This is a genomic window from Endobacterium cereale (assembly GCF_009617585.1).
Taxonomy (GTDB): domain Bacteria; phylum Pseudomonadota; class Alphaproteobacteria; order Rhizobiales; family Rhizobiaceae; genus Neorhizobium; species Neorhizobium cereale.
The window spans coordinates 317,022-334,231 of the sequence record NZ_WIXI01000046.1; the positions used below are offsets into that span (position 1 = coordinate 317,022).

General features: G+C 59.2%; 10 protein-coding genes. 5 read left to right on the top strand and 5 right to left on the bottom strand.

The genetic code is table 11. The annotated features are described in order from the left end of the window. Positions 1–13: 13 nt before the first annotated feature. The 5 genes from GAO09_RS18545 to GAO09_RS18565 all read right to left on the bottom strand — a co-directional run bounded on the left by GAO09_RS18545 (position 14) and on the right by GAO09_RS18565 (position 5,194). A complete protein-coding gene (locus GAO09_RS18545) occupies positions 14–772 on the bottom strand; it encodes an ABC transporter ATP-binding protein (protein ID WP_235938290.1) in 759 nt (252 codons plus the stop codon). A gap of 5 nt (positions 773–777) precedes the next feature. Beyond that, the gene (locus GAO09_RS18550) at positions 778–1,545 is read right to left on the bottom strand and encodes an ABC transporter ATP-binding protein (protein ID WP_153355711.1); all 768 of its coding nucleotides are present in this window, start codon (positions 1,543–1,545) and stop codon (positions 778–780) included. Between the two features lie 5 nt (positions 1,546–1,550). Beyond that, positions 1,551–2,720, bottom strand: coding sequence for a branched-chain amino acid ABC transporter permease (locus GAO09_RS18555; RefSeq protein ID WP_153355713.1), 1,170 nt, complete (start codon positions 2,718–2,720; stop codon positions 1,551–1,553). A 4-nt stretch (positions 2,721–2,724) separates the two neighbouring features. Then, entirely contained in the window at positions 2,725–3,750 is a 1,026-nt protein-coding gene (locus tag GAO09_RS18560; RefSeq protein WP_153355715.1) for a branched-chain amino acid ABC transporter permease, read from the bottom strand. A 94-nt stretch (positions 3,751–3,844) separates the two neighbouring features. Further along, positions 3,845–5,194 carry a substrate-binding protein gene (locus tag GAO09_RS18565; RefSeq protein ID WP_153355718.1) on the bottom strand — a complete coding sequence of 450 codons (1,350 nt, stop codon included), beginning with the start codon at positions 5,192–5,194 and terminating at the stop codon, positions 3,845–3,847. Between the two features lie 325 nt (positions 5,195–5,519). Between GAO09_RS18565 and GAO09_RS18570 the strand changes: the two genes are divergently transcribed. The 5 genes from GAO09_RS18570 (at position 5,520) to GAO09_RS18590 (ending at position 17,170) form a co-directional block, all read left to right on the top strand. Next, on the top strand, positions 5,520–12,191 hold the full coding sequence (locus GAO09_RS18570; protein ID WP_153355721.1) for a beta strand repeat-containing protein: 6,672 nt from the start codon (positions 5,520–5,522) through the stop codon (positions 12,189–12,191). Positions 12,192–12,353: 162 nt separating this feature from the next. Beyond that, positions 12,354–14,381 (top strand): O-linked N-acetylglucosamine transferase, SPINDLY family protein, encoded by a 2,028-nt coding sequence (locus tag GAO09_RS18575; protein ID WP_153355723.1) that lies wholly within the window; start codon positions 12,354–12,356, stop codon positions 14,379–14,381. 144 nt (positions 14,382–14,525) lie between these two features. Continuing rightward, the gene (locus GAO09_RS18580; RefSeq protein WP_209018755.1) at positions 14,526–15,551 is read left to right on the top strand and encodes an ABC transporter substrate-binding protein; all 1,026 of its coding nucleotides are present in this window, start codon (positions 14,526–14,528) and stop codon (positions 15,549–15,551) included. Positions 15,552–15,587: 36 nt separating this feature from the next. After that, positions 15,588–16,403, top strand: a complete 816-nt coding sequence (locus GAO09_RS18585; RefSeq protein WP_153355727.1) for an ABC transporter ATP-binding protein — start codon at positions 15,588–15,590, stop codon at positions 16,401–16,403. Then, on the top strand, positions 16,400–17,170 hold the full coding sequence (locus GAO09_RS18590) for an ABC transporter permease (RefSeq protein ID WP_153355729.1): 771 nt from the start codon (positions 16,400–16,402) through the stop codon (positions 17,168–17,170). Before GAO09_RS18585 ends, GAO09_RS18590 begins: the two co-directional genes overlap by 4 nt. Positions 17,171–17,210: the final 40 nt, after the last annotated feature.

Genomic DNA, 17,210 nt, shown 5'->3' on the forward strand with positions numbered 1-17,210 from the left:
CTCCAAAATCCGGTCAGACAGCCAGATAATTATGCCGCAATTCTGCATTCTCCAGAACATCGGCAGCGGCACCGCTATAAACCACCGTGCCAGTATCCATGATCACGGCCCGATCGGAAAAACGCAGGGCCGCCACAGCATTTTGCTCGACAATGATGGTGGTGATGCCGAGATCGCGGATCTGCCGGACGATCTTTTCAATCTCCTGCACGATGACCGGCGCAAGTCCTTCATAAGGTTCGTCGAGGAACAGAATTTTCAAATCGCGCGCAAGAGCACGAGCCACCGCGAGCATCTGTTGCTCCCCCCCCGACATGGTGGTGGCTTCCTGCGTACGGCGTTCGGCGAGACGTGGAAAATGATCGTAGATCTTTTCCACCGACCAGCCCTTCTGGCCCGACACCTGCGCCAGAAGAAGGTTTTCCTCCACTGTCAGACCACCGATGATACGGCGATCCTCCGGTACCAGCTGCACGCCAGCCTGTGCGGCCTGATAGGATTTCATCCTGTGCAACGGCTGGCCATCGAGCCAGATCTCGCCGCTCTTCAGCACTGGGCTGTCGGCCCGGGCGAGCGTGCGCAGCGTCGAGGTCTTGCCGGCGCCGTTACGGCCCAGCAGCGACAGGACCTCACCCTTGGCGATGGAGAAGGAAACACCCTGGACGATATAGGATTCGCCATACCAGGCATGGATGTCCTCGACGCTGAAAAAGGGCCTCTCCTGGCTCGGCTCCATGCTTTGGGCTCCTTTCAGTTCACTGTGGCGGGTCATGGCGTTCATGCGTGCGCTTCTCCCAGATAGGCTTCCTTGACCTTGGGATTGGCCCGCACCTCGTCCGGCAGGCCATCGGCGATGATCCGTCCTTGCGCCAGAACGCTGACGCGGTCCGCGAGCGAAAACACCACATGCATGTCGTGCTCGATGATGACCTTGGTCATGCCGCGCGCCTTGATGCGTTTGAGAAGCTCGATCGTCATGTTGGTATCATGGCGTGACATGCCGGCGGTTGGCTCATCCAGCAGCAGCAGTTTTGGTTTCTGGATCAGGCACATGGCAAGCTCCAGCCGCCTTTTGTCGCCGCGCGACAGCGAACCTGCCAATTGGTGACGCCGTTCCAGCAGGCCTACATCACCGAGATGAAACTCGGCAGAATCACGGATCTCGCTTTCGCTCTCGACGGATTGCAGCGCGTGAAACCGATAGGCGCCATCGCGCTTGGCAAAGGCGGGGATCATGACGTTGTCGAGAAGCGAAAGATCCGGAAAGATTTCCGGCGTCTGGAAGACGCGGCTGACGCCGAGCTGGTTGATCTCGTGCGGACGCTGCTGGTCAAGCGTCGTGCCGGCGAAAACAACATGGCCCTGGTCCGGCCGGATACGGCCGATGCAGACATTGAGCAGCGTCGATTTGCCGGCACCGTTGGGGCCAATGATGGCATGCACAGTGCCTTCGGCAACACTCAGATCGACATCGGTCAGTGCCTTCAAACCACCAAAGCGCTTGCTGACATCCGCGACGTGGAGAACGATATTCTTGTCCGACATGACCGTTACTCCGCTGGCTGAACCGGCTGGGCCGGCTGAGGATGTGAAACGATGGCTGGTTTGCCTCCGCCGCCGCCACGTCTGAAGAGACCGGAAATCCTCCGGAAACCTTCCATGATGCCACCGGGCAGAAAAATGACGATCAGCACGAAGATGACGCCGAGTGTGAGGTGCCACCCCTCGCCGACAAAAAGCGACAACACGCTTACCAGCGGGTTTTCGATACTGTCGGGCAGGAAATCGAAAATTCGGTGCAGGGTTTGTTCGTTGAAGGCGGAAAAGATGTTTTCGAAATATTTGATGACGGCCGCCCCGAGGATCGGTCCGACCAGCGTGCCGGCACCACCCAAGATGGTCATCAACACCACTTCGCCAGACGCCGTCCATTGCATGCGCTCGGCGCCGGCCAATGGATCGGTAACCGCCATCAAGGAGCCGGCGAGACCCGCATAGACACCCGATATGACGAAGGCGGCCAGCAGATAGGGGCGGTTGTTGAAGCCGGTATAACGCATGCGGTTCTGGTTGGATTTCAGCGCCCTCAGCATCAGGCCGAAGGGTGAGCGGAAAATTTTGATCGCGAAGAAGAAACAGAGGATCAGCATGATGGCGCAGAAATAGAAGCCGGCATAACCGCCGCCGCTCAAACCGATGCCAAAAAGTTCGACACGCGGCAGGCCGCCGGTAGCCGCGCCCGTCATGTTGTCGATAACGCGTGGATCACCGAGCGTCAGTTGCAGACCGGTTTCGCCATTGGTGAGCGGCGTCAGCACCGAATAGGCGAGGTTATAGAACATCTGCGCAAAGGCGAGCGTCAGGATGGAGAAATAGATGCCCGAGCGCCGCAGTGCCACAAAACCGATGACCACGGCCACAAGGCCTGCGACGATCATCGAGAAAAAGATAGCCGGCAAAGCATTCATAGTGAGAAGCTTGAACATCCACACCGCCGCATAGGAGCCGATACCGATAAAGGCGGCGTGACCGAACGAGAGGTAGCCGGTCAAGCCGAATAGGATATTGAAGCCGAGGGCAAAGATACCGAAGATGCAGAATTTCTGCATGAGCGCCGGATAGGCTGCACCGAGTGGCTGCAGGCTGATGGGCAGAGTAAGAACGACAAAGGCAAAACCAAGGAACAGCAGCCAGTCCTGTTTCGAAAGATTGAGGGCCATCGGCTTATTCCTCCATGACGCCGGCGCGCCCCATCAGGCCACGCGGCAGGGTGAGCAGCACCACGACCGCCACAAGATATATGATGATCTGATCGATGCCCGGAATGATCGCTTTCACCTCGTTCATCGAGGCGAAGGATTGCAGTATGCCGAGCAGAAAACCGGCCAGCACCGCCCCGCCGAGCGACCCCATGCCGCCGACCACGACCACAACGAAAGACAGGACCAGGAATTCCATGCCGATATGATAGTCCGGCGGCAGGATCGGCGTGTACATGACGCCTGCAACACCGGCGACAACAGCAGCGATGCCGAACACGACGGTGAAACGCCGCTCGATATTGATGCCGAGCAAGCCGACCGTTTCGCGGTCACGCATGCCGGCGCGCACCACCATGCCGTAGGTGGTAAAGCGCAGGAAGGCAAACACTGCACCGATGATCGATAACGAAAATGCCAGGTAGATCAGCCGCCACCACGGATATGGCAGCCCTTGGCCGAGCCCGATCATTTCTCCCACGGCCGCCGTGCCGCGAAACGCTGCCGGGGCCGGCTGCGGGATCGGGTTGGCGCCGAAATAATGTTTGATGATTTCCTGAATGACGATCGCCAGCCCGAAGGTGACAAGGATCTGCTCAGAATGCGGACGCTTGTAGAAATGGCGGATCAAGCCGCGCTCCATGGCGATGCCGACAATCAACATGACCGGAATGGCAAGCAGGATCGATGCCGGCACCGAATAGTCGACGAGGAACTTGCCGCTCTCACCGAGCCATGCCTCGACATAGGGCTGGCGCACTTCCATGGGCGACCCCCAGGGTGTAGTCTGGCTCGGATCGATCGTCACCGATTGCAGCGTCAAGAGCTTGTTGAAGCCAACGGCGCAGAAGGCGCCCATCATGAACAGCGCGCCATGCGCAAAGTTGACGACGCCAAGCGTTCCGAAAACAAGGGTAAGGCCGAGCGCGATCAGGGCGTAGGCGCCGCCCTTATCGAGCCCGTTGAGAATCTGCAGCAGTATCGCGTCCATGAGACCGCCATGAAAAGAGGATTGCGACAAGCCCGCCGGACGCGAAATGCGCCCGACGGCCGGTATCCGGTATCAAGCCCGGATCAGGTAACGATCAGCACTTTTTGGCGTCAGCCGGGCCGAGATCACCGCCAAAGATCTTGGCGTCATAGGTGACATCCTTGGCTGGGATCACCTTGCGGACTTCGAGAAGATCGAACTTGTCCTTCGGCGCTTCCTTGCCCTGCACGACCAGAATGTCCTTGAAGCACTGGTGATCGTCGGCGCGGTAAAGGGTCGGGCCGTTGCCGAGGCCGTCGAAATCAAACCCTTCCAGCGCCTTGATGACTTCAGGCGCATAAAAAGTGCCGGCGCGTTCGCAGGCATCGGCATAAAGCAGGGCTTGCACATAGCAGGTATGGGCGGCCTGGGATGGCGGCGTGCCGTACTCCTTGCCAAACGATTGGGTGAAAGCCTTGGTGCCGGGGTCGGTCAGTTTCCAGTCCCAGTTGGCAGTGCCGTAAATACCCTTGATCGCCTCGCCCGCACCCTGCGCCATCAGTTCGGAAAACAGCGGCACGACGATTTCGAACTGCTTGCCGTTGACCTGCTTGTCGCGCAGACCAAACTGAACGGCCTGGGTCAGCGAGTTGATCATATCCTTGCCATAGTGGTTGAGGATCAGCACGTCGGCGCCGGAATTGAGAACCGGGGTAATATACTGCGAGTAATCGCCGATGCCGAGCGGTGTGCGCACCGCCTTCACCGTCTGCCAGCCGAGCTTTTCGGTGGCGGCCTTCATCGATTCTTCCTGCGTCCAGCCCCAGGTATAATCAGCCGTGAGGTGATAGGCCTTGCGGTCGGAACCATAAGCCTCGCCAATGACCGGACCGAGACCAATGCCGGACATGTAGGCGTTGAAGAAGTGGCGGAAACCGTAGCGTTTCTTGTCCTTGCCGGTCGTATCGTTGGAATGGGTAAGGCCGGTCATGAAAATCACGCCGAGATCCTGGCAAAGGCTCTGCACGGCAACGGCCTCGGCGGAGGACGAACCACCGGTGATGACCACGGCGCCGTCTTTTTCGACCATGCGCTTGGCGCTGTCGCGCGCCGCATCGGCCTTGGTCTGTGTATCGCCGGACACGAAAGCGACTTTCTTGCCGAGAATGCCATTGCCCTTCAGCGCCTTGGACGAGAAGGTCGGCAACATGCCGCCATCACCCTCGCCGTTCAGGTGTTTCACTGCCAGCTTGTAGGCTTTCAGTTCGTCCTGACCTTCATCGGCGTAAGGGCCGGACAGCGGCACGTTGAAACCGAAGGTGACCGTATCGCCGGTCGGCACGTTGCAAGACAATTTGTCCTGCGCATAAGCACCGCGCACGAAATGCATCGGTGCTGCCAGTGCCAGACCGGACAGAGCGCCGGTGCGCAACAGACCACGACGGGTAGTGATGAAACTGGACATGTGACTCCTCCCAAAGTCGGTGAAAACGTCGCACCCCTCCTCAAGAGCGCAGGTTCAAAGGCTACCCTCAACCCGGATTTAGCCAATCCAACATTGGTCTTACGACTATCGTCTACAGGAGCGAACAATCTGAAATGCCGGCAAAAATGATTTGTGAGCACTTGTCGAATTCAGGCTCAGGCAAGCCCCAGCGCATAACTTCCGACGCAATTGGGTGAGGGTCAGCGCGATATCGCACAGCCAAAAGTTGCGACCGGATAAACTACAAGCCTGATTACGCTTCGAAAATTCGTATTTCGTTCGATATAGACCGGGACCTGTTCATATGACTTCGATCGTTTCCAATCTGACCCCAAGCCAGATCAGGTCCCTTCCGACGGCGTCGGTTGCCGCGTGGTCGACCGAAGACGTTGCATCCCTGTCCACAACACAGATCAACGCTCTATCGTCAGCACAGATTGCCGCGCTGGACAAAGAGGACGTCGAAGTCCTCAAGTCACAGCAACTTCGCGCAATTTCGCAATCAGCGATCGTGGGCCTTTCGCTGGACCAGCTGACCGTACTTGCGCCGGGAGCCATCCAGAGCCTGACACCTGCCCAGGTCGCGGCGATGACGGCAACTCAAATCGGCAGCTTTTCGACACTTCAGGCAGAAGCGTTGACGGAATCACAGGTCAGTGCGCTGACCTCCGCGCAACTCGCGATGCTTGGCCCCGACGAACTCGCCACATTCTCCACGGCAGACATGGCATCGATTAATGCCAGAGCGATTGCGGGCCTGACGACAGAAACCATGACGTCGCTGACGACGGCGCAGATCGCGGCACTCAACCCCAAGTCCGTTGGCGGAATGACGACCGGGCAGATCGCTGCCTTGACCAGCGGGCAGACGGAAGCGTTTTCGACGGCACAGGCGGCTGAACTGACCGCCGCACAGATTACTGCACTGGGCACCACAGGCCTTGCGACCTTCACCACCCAGGAGATCGCCGCACTCAATTCCAATGCCATCGCCGGCATGAATCCGGCAGTATTGGCGGATCTTGGCTCTGCTCAGGTGGCTGCGCTCAAGACTGCACAGATCGGCGCCATCAAGGCGGCACAAATCGCGGCTGTTGGCACAAGCTTCATTGCCACCCTGTCGACCGAGCAAATCAGCGCACTCAATACCGGAGCCGTGGCAACACTGACGACGGCGCAGATCGAAGCACTCAGCGCAAGCCAGATCGAAGCATTCTCCATCACGCAAGTCAAAGTGCTTACACCGGCCCAGGTGACAGCCCTTGGTGCCGATGGCATTACACAATTCACGACCGCCGAAATTGCTGCGCTTTCCAACAGAGCCGTGCAGGGCCTGACGAATGAAGCTATCGAAAAACTGACGCCGGAGCAGATTGCCGCGCTGAGTACCGGCGCCATTGCCAGCCTGACACCAGCACAGATTCAAAGCCTGTCGCCGACACAGGTTGAAGCGCTCACCGTGCAGCAGGTCAAAGTGCTCAGCTCGACGCAGCTTGCAGCATTGGATGCCGAAGATATCGCCACCTTCACCAACGCTGAAATCGCTTCAATCAGCAACCGGGCCATCAGCGGCCTGACGACAGCGGCCATAGCAGCACTTTCAACAACACAGATCGCATCCATTAGCGCCAACGGCATGACCGGGCTGACCAGCACACAGATCACTGCTCTGACAACGGTTCAGGCGGACGCCCTGTCGGCACTGCAAATCCGCGCAATGAGCACAGGGCAGATTGCCTATCTCAGCACCGAACAGCTTGCCACCTTTTCGCCGGACGAGATCGCATCGATCAGCACAAAGGCAGTGAGTGGCCTTTCCACCTCCGGGATTTCCACCTTGTCGTCGGCGCAGATCGCAGCGCTGACATCAGCACAGGTCGGGGCGCTTACCACGGCGCAAATAAGCGCTTTGTCCACTGATCAGGTTGAGGCGCTCAACGGAACTCATTTCCGCGCCATGAGCAGCCAGCAGATTTCGGCACTCGGGACAGATGACCTTGCAACCCTGTCCAACGAAGAGATCGCGTCCATCGCCAGCAGGTCGCTGTCCGGTCTCAGCACGGCCGCAATCGCAACTCTGACGACAGCACAGATCGCAGCTTTAACGACGGGTCAGATCGCATCGCTGACGCCGGCTCATTTCACCGCTTTGACGGTCGATCAGGTGGAAGCATTGACTCCCGAGCAAGTTCGGGCGCTGACATCGAAACAGCTTGCCGCCCTTGGCGAAGACGACATCGCAACCTTTTCCACTGCGGACATTGCCGCCATCACCAACCGGGCCATGCCGGGTCTCAGCACCGCTGCATTCGCCGTCATGTCTTCCGCCCAGATTGCAGCGCTTAATCCGAGCGCAATCATGGCACTTAAAACAAACCAGATTGCCGTCATCGACACGGACTTCATCGCCGCCCTTTCAACGGCACAGATCGCAGCCTTAAGCACGACAGCCATCGCACGACTGACAACAGCACAGATCGATGTCATGAGCGCGTCTCAGATCGAAGCGCTGTCGGTAACGCAGATCAGAGCCATGTCGTCCGAGCAACTATCGGTCTTCGATAAGAATGACCTGGCGACCTTCTCCCTTGACGAGATCGCGGCACTGTCAGCCAGCGCCATATCAGGCCTTGGTCCGGAAATATTTGCCAGCCTTTCACCGGCTCAGATCGCAGCACTCAGCACGGGTGCCATAACCGGCCTCACCTCTGACCAGATCGCGGCACTCAGCACCGCGCAGGTCGACGCATTCTCGATCAATCAGATCAAGGCACTGACTGCCAACCAGACCGCCGGTCTGGGTGTCGATGATATTGCGACTTTTTCGACGACGGAGATTGCTGCGCTCAGCAATCGCGCAATAGCTGGGCTGAATAACGAAGCGTTCTTCAGCCTCTCCTCCGGACAGGTTGCCTCCCTGAGCACGCTAGCGATATCAGCGCTGACAACCGACCAGATCGGCAAGCTTTCCCCCACCCAGCTCGGGGCGCTTTCCACGACCCAAATTCGTGCGTTGAGCTCGACCCAGCTATCCGCCATTGAGCCGGAGGACCTCGCAGCATTCTCGACGGCCGGGATCGCCGCCATCAGCAATCGTGCGATCGGAGGCCTGAGCGAGGCTGCAATCGCGGCACTTTCCACGGCACAGATCGCGGCACTCAGTACACTTGCCATTGCCGGGCTGAGCACGATCCAGGTGGACGCACTCGGCAGCACCCAGATCGCGGCACTTTCAACGACCCAGATCAAGGCACTGAATGCAGCGCAGATCGGCGCTCTGGGCGATGATCTGGAGTTGCTGTCATCCGCACAGATTGCCGCACTTAGCCCCGCGGGTCTCGCCGGTCTCAACAGCTACCAGATCGAGGCGTTGAGCACGGGCCAGGTGGCAGCACTGACAACAGCCCAAATCGCGGCCCTGAGTTCCAAGCAGATCGCAGCTTTCGAGACGATCGATCTTGCCGCCCTGACGACCGCGCAGATTGCCGCCATCAGCACAGGTGGTCTTCTGGGTATGTCTGCCGAACAGATGGAATCGCTCGGCACCAGCCAGATCGCCGCGCTGACCACACGACAGATGAACGCGTTGAAATCAGCGCAGATCGGCGCCTTGGGCACGGATGATATCGCCGCGCTCTCGACCGCGCAGATAGCGGCATTGAGTTCTTCCGGTATAAACGGCCTGACATCCCAACAGATCGGTATCCTCACGACAGCTCAAGCTGAAGCGTTGACCAGCGCCCAGGTGGCGGCGCTGACGTCAAAACAGCTTGCCGTTCTGGGGCCGGACGAGATCGCGACCTTCTCGAACAAGGATATCGCTGCCATTACGGCGGGTGTGATTGCCGGCCTGCCGACGGAAACCATCGCAGCGCTTTCGACGACACAGATTGCCGCGCTCAGCACTGCCGGCATTGCCGGCCTGACCACTCGACAGATCGCAGCGCTTTCAACGGCACAGGTAGAGGCACTCACCAGCGCGCAGATCGGCGCACTCAATTCCGCTCAGCTGGCCGCCCTCGGTACCGATGACCTGGCGACGTTCACGACGCGCGAAATCGCCGCCATCAGTTCCGGCGCCATTTCGGGACTTTCCACGGACACGCTTTCGGTACTGACCACGGCACAGATTGCCGCCCTAAGTCCATCCGGTATCAGCGGCCTGACGACGCGGCAGATCGCGGCGCTCGGAACCGATCAGGCCGAGGCATTGACCAGCGCACAGATCGCCATACTGAGCGCCACGCAGATGGCTGCGTTTGGAGCAGACGATATCGCGACCTTCTCGACGAGGGAGATCTCGTCGATCAATTCCGGTGCCATCGGCGGCATCACAGGAGAAACACTGGCATCACTTTCGACCGCCCAGATTGCCGCCCTCAGCACGACAAGCGCGGCAGCTCTTGGCACGGATCGCATTGCCGCGCTGACAAGCGACCAGCTCAAGGCGCTGACGACGGCCCAACTCGGTGCACTGACGTCCAGACAGGTGGCAGCTCTGGGCACGGCCAATGTCGCCATCCTTACCACCGGTCAGATCGCAGCCCTAAGCAGCAACGGCATTGCCGGCCTTACGGCGGACCAGATCGCCGCGCTCTCCACCGATCAGGCGGAAGCGTTGACGACCACGCAAGTAGGGGCATTGAACTCGAAACAGCTGGCGGCGCTTGGAGCAGACGATCTCGCCAAATTCTCCGATGACGATCTTGCAGCGCTCACCTCCGGTGCGCTTGCCGGGCTTTCAACCGCAGTCCTCTCGTCATTGTCGACCGACCAGATCGCGGCACTTAGCGCCTCTGGGATCACCGGACTGACGACGGATTTGATCGCGGCGCTCAGCAGCGAACAGATCGGAGCCCTGACAACCGCCCAGGTCCATGCACTCGGCTCAAGGCAGGTCTCAGCCTTCGGCACCGACGACATCGCCGCACTGTCGACCGCACAGATCGCCGCACTGGGGTCTGACGGCATTGCTGGCCTGTCGAGCACGCAGATTGCGGCGCTCAGCACCAGCCAGGCTGAGGCACTGGTCAGCGCGCAGATCGCAGCACTGCAGTCCTCGCAAATGGGTGGACTGACGCCAGGCGCCATCGATACATTTACGCCTGGAGAAATGGGGGCGATCACATCAGGGGCGATTTCCGGCCTGCCGACATCGGCGATCGCCAGCCTTTCAACGACTCAGATTGCGGCTCTCAGTGCAGCAGCGATTTCCGGCCTGACCACGGCACAGATCGCGGCTATGAGCAGCAGCCAGATCGAAGCGCTGACGACCGCGCAAGTGGCAGCCCTGACCTCGCGTCAGGTCGCAGCTCTGGGCACGGATGATCTGGGCGCGCTTTCGACTGCGCAGGTTGCTGCTCTCAGCACCGCCGGCGTTAGCGGACTTTCAAGCACACAGATCGCCGCCTTGAAAACCGAGCAGGTCGAGGCACTCAATGCCACCCAGATCGGTGCGCTGACATCGCGCCAGATCGCGGCATTGAGCGCCGATGCGATAGAGACTTTCACGACGGCAGAGATAGCCGCCATCAGTTCGATGGCCATACCGGGTATCTCAACCGATGTGATCGCCAACCTCTCGACGGCGCAGGTGGCTGCCCTGAGTTCTGGCGGCGCATCGGCACTGACCACCGACCAGATCGTGGCACTCAGCAGTCATCAGGTCGAGGCACTGACCAGCACCCAGATCGGAGCACTGAACTCTCGTCAGATCGCCGCACTGGGTGCAGACGATCTCGCGACATTCACAACTGCCGAACTGGGCGCGATCAGCTCGAATGCGATTCCCGGTCTTTCCACCTCAGCCATTGCCGGCCTGTCGACAAGCCAGATTACAGCGCTCAGCACGGGTGCCGTTTCGGGACTGACGACAAGCCAGATCGCCGCTTTGAGCGTGAATCAGGTGGAAGCGCTTTCCGCCAGCCAGATCGCGACGCTCGGCTCCAAGCAGGTGGCCGCCCTTGGCGCTGACGACATCGCCGCGCTGACGACGGCACAGATTGCAGCGATGAGTACAGCTGGCATTGCCGGTCTCGGCAGTAGCCAGACAAGCGGGCTAACACTGGAACAGGTCAATGCCCTTTCAACGGGCCAGATCGCCAGTTTGACCTCGGATGCGCTCAGCGGTTTCAGCCTTGGCGCACTCGATGTACTTACCCCGGAAAAGCTGGCTGCAATCAGTTCGACCGGCATGAAGGGTCTTTCGACCGCCTTCATCGCGAGCCTGTCTGCCAATGAGGTTGCCGCACTCGGGACATCCGGTATCGCCGGCCTCAGCAGCGACCAGATCCATGCGATGAGCAACGACCAGCTGGATGCGCTGTCGCTTGCACAGATCGCGGCACTGGGATCATCGGGCCTTGCGGGCTTGACGACCTCGCAGCTGACGACTTTCTCGACGGAAGAACTGGCGGCGATCAACACCGCAGCCATCCGCGGCCTGCCAACCTCGGTGGTGGCGGCACTGACGACAGAAGATATCGGGGCGCTGACGACCGGCCAGATGGCGGCACTTGGTTATAACCAGGTCGCAGCCATGACAACCACACAGCTGGGCTCGTTGACGATGACGCAGGTCGGGGCGCTGACCGCCATTCAGGCGGCGGCATTGGGTGCGGATGATCTGACGGCATTTTCACCGGAAAAGATCATGTCTCTTAGTTCGACGGCAATCACGGGCCTCAGCACGGCGGTGCTGTCAGCCCTGCCGACGGAACAGGCACACGCCTTCACCGCAGGTCAGATCGGGGCGATGACCTCAGCTCAGGTGGCGGCCCTGCAGAGAAGTGATACGGGCAGTGTCTCTAGCTCCAGTATGGAATCGTCTTATCGGATGGCAAGCTATTCGTCCTACTCGGCGGACAATTCCAACAGCGCATCCGACACCGAAGCCACGGATGCCATCGTCGAACCGGCAACCGATACCCAATCCGACGACGTGGCTTCGATCATCTCGTCCTATCTCGCAGTTTGACAGAGCTGCGGCGATGTGACCGATCAATGCAATGGCCAGATCTTGTATCGGGCCATTGCATGACTTGCCTTGGGCAAGCCAGCGCGGTTACAGCATTTCAACCTATCGCATGTGGTTGAATCGCCGGCCGTCAGGTCGATTGAAAGTGGGACCTCGACATTCATGGCTGCCAGTACCGCCCCGACACTCGCCGACATTCTCGAACTCGCGCGCAGCCAGAAGATGACGCTGGCAGATCTCTTCCGGGTGGCGGAGGGGAGAAGTGCGGCCGGACACAAGGCGGAAGCCGCGGAAATCTACAAGGCCTGGATAGCCTTTAACGATGGCAATCCGTTTTTGCACCTTGCCTGCTTCAACTATTCCGTCATCTTGCGCCAGCTTGGAGACCTGACCGGTGCGATCAATGCACTGCGTACCTGCGTGACGTTGGACGGCCGTTTTGGCGCAGGCCACATCAACCTAGGTCGCACCTATGAGGATGCCGGCCTTGCCGTGCAGGCCATTCAGCAATGGCGCAAATTCATCGAGCAGACCTCCGACAGCACGGCCGAGCGTGTTTCCTACCGCCTGATGGCGCTGCAGCATGTGGGCCGCGTGATGGAAAACGCCAACCTCCTGGAGGATGCGGAAGCGACACTCTGGCAGGCGATCGAACTGCGGCCGGACAAGACGGAAGCCGGGCAGCATTGGACGGCGCTCAGGCAGCGGCAGTGCAAATGGCCGATCATCACCTCGTCCGAACACGTCTCCAAGCGGCAATTGCTGGATTCCATGTCGCCACTGGCACTGGGTTGTTATTCCGATGACCCGATGTTCCAGCTGGCCAAGGCTTATCGTTACAACAAGTCACTGGTCGGCCGTCCGGACATCAGCACTTTTCCCCGCAAGACAGTGAAACAGAAAAGCGGCACCGTAGAGCGCCTGCGCATCGGTTACGTCTCTTCCGATCTGCGCGACCATGCCGTCGGTTTTGCGCTTCGCGAAGTGCTGGAACTGCATGACAAGGAAAGTGTCGAAATATACGCCTATTATTGCGGAGACCCGGTGCGGGGCGATGCCACACAGACACGCATGAAAGCCGCCGTCGATTGCTGGCGCGAGATCGCCACTCTCACGGACGAGGATGCGGCCCGGCAGATCGCCGCTGATGATATCGATATCCTGCTCGACGTGAACGGTTATACCAAACATGCGCGCACAAAGATTTTCGCCTATCGTCCGGCGCCGGTCATTGTGAATTTCTGCGGCTACCCCGGTTCGATGGGCAGCCCGTTCCATCAGTACATCATCGCTGATCCATTCATCGTGAGACCCGAGGACGAGATCTTTTATTCGGAAAAGGTGCTGCGTATTGCCTGCAACCAGCCGATCGATCGCAAGCGTGAAATCGCTGAGGGTATCACTCGCGCGGATGCCGGCCTGCCGGAAAACGCATTCATTTACGCCTGCTTCAACGGCATGCAGAAGATCACCGCCGATTGCTTTGCACGCTGGATGAAAATCCTCGAGGACACACCCGGGAGCCTGTTGTGGCTGCTCGCCGGTGAGGACGAGGTCAACAAGCGTCTCTTGGCGGAAGCGGAGAAAGCCGGCATAGATCCCGCCCGTATCATCTTTGCGCCGAAAGCACAGAATCCGAAGCATCTGGCCCGTATCGGACTGGCCGATCTCTTCCTCGATACGTTCCCTTACGGTGCGCACTCGACCGCTGCGGATTCCATCACATCCGGCCTGCCGATCCTGACCATGCCGGGCAACAGTTTTGCCGCACGCTTCTGTGGCAGCATCATCACCGCTGCAGGCATTCCCGAGATGGCGTGCGCTACACCAGACGATTATGTGGAGCGCGCCGTCGCTTACTTTTCCGATCGCCAGGCGCTCGCCGATATCAGGTCGTCGTTGCAGGAGCAGCGGGAAACCAGCGTGTTACGCGATATCCCGGCCCTTGCCCGCCGATTGGAGGAACTGTTCTGGCAGATGCAGGGCGAGGCCGAACGCAGCGAAACACCGGTGCCGGACCTTCGCAACCTCGACACCTATTATGAGATCGGTGCGGAACTGGCCGAACAGATGGGTGAATTCGAAGACGAACATGCCTACCGTGAGCGTTATCGTCAGGCTCTGAGCGACTGGAGCGCCTTCGCGCATTTGCCCAACGACAGGCGCCTCTGGCCGGCAGCGCAAGATTGATCCCAATTACCCCGATTTGCTAAAACGCCTTTTTGACAGGCAGAATGTAAATCTGCCTTTTTCTACGTCATTCAACTGGTTGACAAGTGTGGGAGTGCACCGCAAAAAGTAGGCATAACAAGACCTACGAACCAGGGGAACATGATGAAATCGACCTTCCTGAAGCTCGCCTTCGGGGCGATGGCGCTCGCCTTTTCGGCGAGCATGAGCACCGCCCAGGACCTCAAACCCGTCAAATTTTCGCTCGACTGGACCCTTCAGGGCAACCACGCCATCTGGGGTCTTGCACTCAAGAACAAATATTTCGAGCAGAATGGCATGAAGGTGTCTATGGACCGAGGTTATGGTTCAGGCGACACAGTCGTGAAGATCGCGGCCGGTGCCTATGACATCGGCTTCACCGACGTCAATTCGGTCATCAAGTTCAATGCCGAGAACCCGGATCGTACCGTCCTCGCCTTCTATCAGGTGTTCGACAAAACCCCGAATTCGATCATTGCGTTGAAGAAATCGGGAATCACTAAACCGGCCGACCTTGCCGGCAAAAAGATCGGCGCCCCGGAATCGGATTCCAGCCGCATGATGTTCGGTGCTTTCGCCAAGGCCAACAGCATCGATCCTGCCTCGATCAACTGGGTGACGATGGCGCCGAACCTGCGTGAAACCATGTTGGTTCAGGGGCAGGTAGAAGCGATTTCCGGCTTTTCCTCCACCTCGGTCTTCAACCTGATTTCAGCCGGCGTGCCGCAGGACGATATCGTGGTCATGTCCTATGCCGATAACGGCCTCGACCTCTATGGCAGCGTATTGGTGGCGATGCCCGACTACATTGCCAAGAACCCCGGCGTCATCAAGGGTTTCGTCAAGGCAACGATTTCCGGCACGGTCGATCTTCTGAAGGATCCGGCAGCCGGCATGGCCGCGATGCAGGAAATCGAACCCATGTTCGAGACCAAGCTGGAAACCGCACGCCTGGCCTTCCTGATGGAAAAGGGTGTGCTGAAATCGCCGGCCTTCGACAAGAACGGCCTCGGTTATGTCGATCCGGCCCGCATGGACCTGACGATCAAGACCAATAGCGAAGTCTACAAGGTTGCAGCACCAGCAGCGGACAAAGTCTACACGACCGAATTCCTGCCGCCAGCCTCTGAACGCATGCCGCCGAAGTAACCGCTTCGCAAGACCGGACGACAAGAGACAGATTTGATGAAAAACCTCGTGGAACTGGTGAACGTCAGCCTTTCCTATGGAAAGACGCTGGCGGTCTCCGATCTCAACATGACGGTCGCGGCGGGCTCGTTTGCTGCGGTCGTCGGGCCGTCCGGCTGCGGAAAATCCTCGCTGATGAAATTGGTGACGGGCTTGATGCCCGCCACAACAGGCAGCGTGCTGATCGACGAGAAAGAAATCGACGGGCCGGTCAGCATCGTCGGTATGGCCTTCCAGAATCCCAATCTCCTGCCTTGGCGCACCACGCTGGAAAACGTGCTGCTGCCGCTGGAAGTGGTGCGTCCCGAACGCCGCCAGTTCCGCGCCAGGCGCAAGGAATTCGTCGAGCGCGCCATGGATCTGCTGCGTATCGTCGGCCTGGACTCGTTTGCCGACCATTACCCCTGGCAGCTTTCCGGCGGCATGCAGCAGCGCGTCTCGCTGTGCCGTTCGCTCATCCACCAGCCACGCCTGCTAATGCTCGATGAGCCTTTTGGCGCGCTGGACGCCTTTACCCGCGAAGAGCTTTGGGATGTGCTGCAGAACATCTGGCTGGAGCGAAAGTTCACCGCCATCCTTGTCACCCACGATCTGCGTGAAGCGCTTTATCTGGCCGACAAGGTGCATGTCATGTCGAACCGGCCCGGCCGCGTGGTCCGCTCAGTCGACACATCCGAGTTCGCCCGCCCGCGTGACGAACACACCTTTATCGATCCAAAATTCAACGAGAACGTCATGGAGCTTCGCGCCGAAATTCGTGCGCAGCGCCTGCCGATTGATATCAAGACCACCGCAGCGGAGACAATGGCATGACAAAGCTCGAACGTCTCGGCTCCGTATTGCTGCCGGTTCTGCTGATCTTCATCTGGCAGGCGGCCTGCGTCGGCTTAAAGATCCCGTCCTTCGTGCTACCCGCCCCGAGCGAGATCGCAATTGCCCTTTGGGACAATCTCTACATCATCTGGTTTCATTCCAGCCAGACGCTGCTGACAACCGTGATCGGCTTCGCCGTTGCCGTGGTTTTTGGCGCCCTGCTCGGCATTCTGGTCGGCTCTTCGCGCTTTGCCTATTCCAGCCTCTATCCGATGCTGGTCGGCTTCAACTCCGTCCCGAAGGTGGCGATCGTGCCGATCCTCGTCGTCTGGTTCGGCATCGGCACCGTGCCGGCAGTGCTCACGGCCTTCATGCTGAGCTTCTTCCCGATCGCCGTGAATGTGGCGACCGGCCTTGCCACGATCGAACCGGAACTACGCGACGTGTTACGCTCGCTCGGTGCCAATCAGCTCGACATCGTCCGCAAGATCGGTATTCCGCGTTCGCTGCCCTATCTGTTCGCATCGCTGAAGATCTCGATTACGCTGGCCTTTGTCGGTTCGGTGATTTCGGAAACGCTGGCATCAAACCGTGGCATCGGCACCCTGATGACGCAGGCCTCGGCCAATTTTCGCGTATCGCTGGTGTTTGCCGGTCTGGTCGTGATCGCCGCCATGGGCATAGCCATGTACGTGATATTCGCGATGATCGAAAAACGCATGACCGCCTGGGCCGTGCGAGGGACGACATTTGGCGTCGGCGGCTGAGAGCCCCCCGGAAAGCAAAAAACCGGCGCCTTATGGCGCC

Excerpts from the sequence above, each read along its gene's own strand:
- GAO09_RS18585 (WP_153355727.1), top strand. The coding sequence starts at position 15,588 with ATGAAAAACCTCGTGGAACTGGTGAACGTCAGCCTTTCCTATGGAAAG.
- GAO09_RS18545 (WP_235938290.1), bottom strand. The coding sequence starts at position 772 with ATGACCCGCCACAGTGAACTGAAAGGAGCCCAAAGCATGGAGCCGAGC.
- GAO09_RS18575 (WP_153355723.1), top strand. The coding sequence starts at position 12,354 with ATGGCTGCCAGTACCGCCCCGACACTCGCCGACATTCTCGAACTCGCG.
- GAO09_RS18560 (WP_153355715.1), bottom strand. The coding sequence starts at position 3,750 with ATGGACGCGATACTGCTGCAGATTCTCAACGGGCTCGATAAGGGCGGC.
- GAO09_RS18550 (WP_153355711.1), bottom strand. The coding sequence starts at position 1,545 with ATGTCGGACAAGAATATCGTTCTCCACGTCGCGGATGTCAGCAAGCGC.
- GAO09_RS18590 (WP_153355729.1), top strand. The coding sequence starts at position 16,400 with ATGACAAAGCTCGAACGTCTCGGCTCCGTATTGCTGCCGGTTCTGCTG.
- GAO09_RS18580 (WP_209018755.1), top strand. The coding sequence starts at position 14,526 with ATGAAATCGACCTTCCTGAAGCTCGCCTTCGGGGCGATGGCGCTCGCC.
- GAO09_RS18555 (WP_153355713.1), bottom strand. The coding sequence starts at position 2,720 with ATGGCCCTCAATCTTTCGAAACAGGACTGGCTGCTGTTCCTTGGTTTT.
- GAO09_RS18565 (WP_153355718.1), bottom strand. The coding sequence starts at position 5,194 with ATGTCCAGTTTCATCACTACCCGTCGTGGTCTGTTGCGCACCGGCGCT.
- GAO09_RS18570 (WP_153355721.1), top strand. The coding sequence starts at position 5,520 with ATGACTTCGATCGTTTCCAATCTGACCCCAAGCCAGATCAGGTCCCTT.